The 2,992-nt window shown below is 58.2% G+C and carries 4 protein-coding genes and 1 pseudogene; 3 read left to right on the top strand and 2 right to left on the bottom strand.

What is annotated here, in order from left to right; translation table 11 throughout:
* The 3 genes from VGP75_RS09670 to VGP75_RS09660 form a co-directional block, all read left to right on the top strand.
* Positions 1–520 (top strand): DUF933 domain-containing protein (locus VGP75_RS09670; RefSeq protein WP_327543461.1); only part of this gene is annotated, 520 nt, incomplete at its 5' end.
* A gap of 57 nt (positions 521–577) precedes the next feature.
* Positions 578–802, top strand: coding sequence for an AbrB/MazE/SpoVT family DNA-binding domain-containing protein (locus VGP75_RS09665; RefSeq protein ID WP_327543460.1), 225 nt, complete (start codon positions 578–580; stop codon positions 800–802).
* On the top strand, positions 799–1,191 hold the full coding sequence (locus VGP75_RS09660; RefSeq protein WP_327543459.1) for a type II toxin-antitoxin system death-on-curing family toxin: 393 nt from the start codon (positions 799–801) through the stop codon (positions 1,189–1,191). The genes VGP75_RS09665 and VGP75_RS09660 overlap by 4 nt, the downstream gene beginning before the upstream one ends.
* Positions 1,192–1,202: 11 nt before the next feature.
* On the opposite strand, the pseudogene VGP75_RS09655 reads toward VGP75_RS09660, so the two are convergent.
* Positions 1,203–2,015, bottom strand: a pseudogene (locus tag VGP75_RS09655) (TIGR03915 family putative DNA repair protein); the annotation flags it as partial.
* The coding region (locus VGP75_RS09650; RefSeq protein ID WP_327543458.1) for a putative DNA modification/repair radical SAM protein at positions 2,015–2,992 on the bottom strand (978 nt) is incomplete at its 5' end. The pseudogene VGP75_RS09655 and the gene VGP75_RS09650, both read right to left, overlap by 1 nt.

Raw genomic sequence — 2,992 nt, 5'->3', positions numbered from 1 at the left:
AATGCTGCAACTGCTGACGACCAAGCCCGTCCTTTATGTCTGCAACGTCGAAGAAGACAGCGCAGGCAAAGGCAACAGCCAGTCCGCTCGCGTCGCTGAAATGGCCGCCGCGCAGGGTAACTCCCATGTGGTGATCTCGGCGCGTATCGAGGAAGAGATCAGCCAGCTGGACCCCGAAGAGGCGGCAATGTTCCTCGAGGAAATGGGGCTGGAAGAAGCAGGTCTCGACCGGTTGATCCGTGCGGGCTACGAACTCTTGCACCTGCAAACCTATTTTACCGTCGGCCCGAAAGAGGCACGCGCATGGACGATCAAGGAAGGGACCTCAGCCCCGCAAGCCGCCGGTGTCATCCATGGCGACTTTGAGCGCGGCTTTATCCGTGCCGAAACGATTGCCTATGATGATTTTGTGACTCTCGGAGGTGAACAGGCGGCAAAAGAAGCGGGCAAGATGCGCGCCGAGGGCAAGGCCTATATCGTCAAGGACGGCGATGTGATGCACTTCCTGTTCAACACCTGACGCGGCTTGATTTTTTGGATATACGGGCGTATATACCTCTAGATCAGGAGAAAAATCATGTTCGAGACAAAAATCCGTAAAGTCGGAAATTCAGCCGTTTTGACCTTGTCGAAAGAGGTTTTAGCCGTTTTAGACGCCGCCGAGGGTGACACGATTTACCTTGTGCGCACCGACGATGGCAGCTTGGCCCTGCGACGGCATGACAATGATTTTTCTGACGCAATGGAAGCGGCCGAAATCGGTGGGCGCAGGTTTAGCAAAGCGATGGATGCGCTTGCATGAAGCGTGATGCGCCGCGTTGGGTGCCTCTGACGGCAGTCAAGGCAATCCACGACCGTATGATTACACGGCACGGCGGAACACCGGGCACCCGCGATGCTGCATTGCTGGAAATGGGGTGCGCGCGGCCTTTAAACCTTTGGGCTTACGGGACGCCCGATCTATTTGATGTCGCCGCTGGATATGCGTTTGGGATTGCCAAAGCGCATGCCTTTATTGATGGCAATAAGCGCACGGCGTTTCAGACAGCTTTTGTATTTTTGTATTTGAATGGTGTGGACTTTCGTGCCCCTGATGCGCAGGTGGTCACAATGATGGAAGGCCTCGCCGATGACACTGTCCCAGAGGCGGAATTCGCGCGCTGGCTACGTGAAGCGGATGGCGCATCCTAATCCCCGCCGCGCAATTGCCGTTTGATCTTGGCCACCCGTTCGGGTGGGAGCGTAGGGGCGGCGTCGCGCATTTCTTGCACTTTCGCTTCTGCCCCTGCGATCAGATCATGGATATGCTGCGCTTCGGGCAGGTTTTTCCAGTATTTCTTGGGCATCTCTGATGTCATCGCGCTGACCTTCAGGCGGGCGGGATTGAAGATATTGCAGAAATACGTCCCCCAGAGCGCCTCGGTCGCGTCCTCGGGCAGGTCAGGCTTTGGCTGGCCGGGGTGAAAGGTCAGGTTGCCGTCAATAAACTGCGCGGTCACGTCTGGGGTTGCGATCATCCAGTCCATATCGGCAAAGCGGCGCGCAAAGAACGGCGCTGTTGGTTCCACCGTATGGTGGGTGGGTTCAAACCACGCGGCAAAGCTGCGCCGCGCGCCGCCCTGACGCAGATCACGGAAACGCACGAAAGCCTTCATTTTGTGCTTGCAACGGTGCACGCCCTTTTCCATCTGGCGCAATTTGGCCAAGTCTGCATCGGCGCGATCCTGCATGAGGCCCGGCTGATGGCGTAGCCGCCACAACATCGCATAGAGCCGCGCGAAACGCTGCGGGTCTTTGTGCCAGACCACCCAATTGGCCATTTCGACAAAGCTTTGTGGTGCTTTGATGCGCCTGGTCACAGGGGGCAGGGGTGTGTCGATGGAAAACAGCTCGCCCATTTCGTTGTCGAAATCCCACAGGATATCCTCGGGCGATACGCCCGCGCCAATCAGGCGTTTGGCGGCGTCGCGCCATGCAATATCTGTGCCGATGCGGGGCAGTGGAACGGTATACATCAAAAAAGGCTCAATTGTTCGGGGGGTGGGGCAAAACGGGCGCGCAGGTCAGCACTGTCGGTCAGGCCGCCCGGGGTCCAGTCATGGGCGACAATAAAGGCTTGCGCCTTTTTCAGCGATGCCCCCATGCGCAGCAGATCATCATAACGCAGCCTGCGGTGCCTGCGGGTGGACAGGATCCGGCCCACGGTGCGGGTGCCAAAACCCGGTACGCGCAACAGCATTTCCTTGCTGGCGCGGTTCACGTCCACAGGAAACAGCGCACGGTTCTGCAAGGCCCAGGCCAGTTTGGGATCAATATCCAGATCCAGGTTGCCATCGGGGCGGGCGGCGGTGATTTCATCCACGCCAAAGCCGTAAAACCGCAAGAGCCAGTCGGCCTGATAAAGCCGGTGTTCGCGCGCAAGCGGCGGCTTGATCAGCGGCAGTTTGGCAGTGGCATCGGGGATCGGCGAAAACGCGGAATAATAGACGCGCTTGAGCTTGTAGTCGCCATAAAGCATGGTCGATTGCCCAAGGATCGTGGCATCGGTGGACCCATCCGCACCTACGATCATCTGGGTCGACTGGCCCGCGGGAACAAAGCGTTTGCCACGCTTGCCGGTATAGCTCCGCTCGCTCGCCACATCCTTGCGCGATTTCACATCACCCATGGCCTTGCGGATCGTCGCGGGGTTTTTCTCGGGCGCGTAGGCTTTGACGCTTTGGTCGGTGGGCAGTTCCACGTTGATGGACAGACGGTCCGCGTAAAGCCCCGCCTCTTCGATGAGTTCGGGGGCGGCGTCGGGGATGGTTTTCAGGTGGATATAGCCGCGAAAATTCTCGACCTCGCGCAGGCGTTTGGCGATGCGCAGCATGTCTTCCATGGTCTTGTCGGGCGACTGGATGATCCCTGAGGATAAAAACAGCCCTTCGATATAATTCCGCCGATAGAATTCGATGGTCAGTTGCACCACCTCGTCAGGCGAAAACCGCGC

The organism is Yoonia sp. (assembly GCF_036007805.1).
Classification (GTDB): Bacteria; Pseudomonadota; Alphaproteobacteria; order Rhodobacterales; family Rhodobacteraceae; genus Yoonia.
This window is presented reverse-complemented; position numbering and strand designations above follow the sequence as displayed.

Excerpts from the sequence above, each read along its gene's own strand:
- VGP75_RS09665 (WP_327543460.1), top strand. The coding sequence starts at position 578 with ATGTTCGAGACAAAAATCCGTAAAGTCGGAAATTCAGCCGTTTTGACC.
- VGP75_RS09660 (WP_327543459.1), top strand. The coding sequence starts at position 799 with ATGAAGCGTGATGCGCCGCGTTGGGTGCCTCTGACGGCAGTCAAGGCA.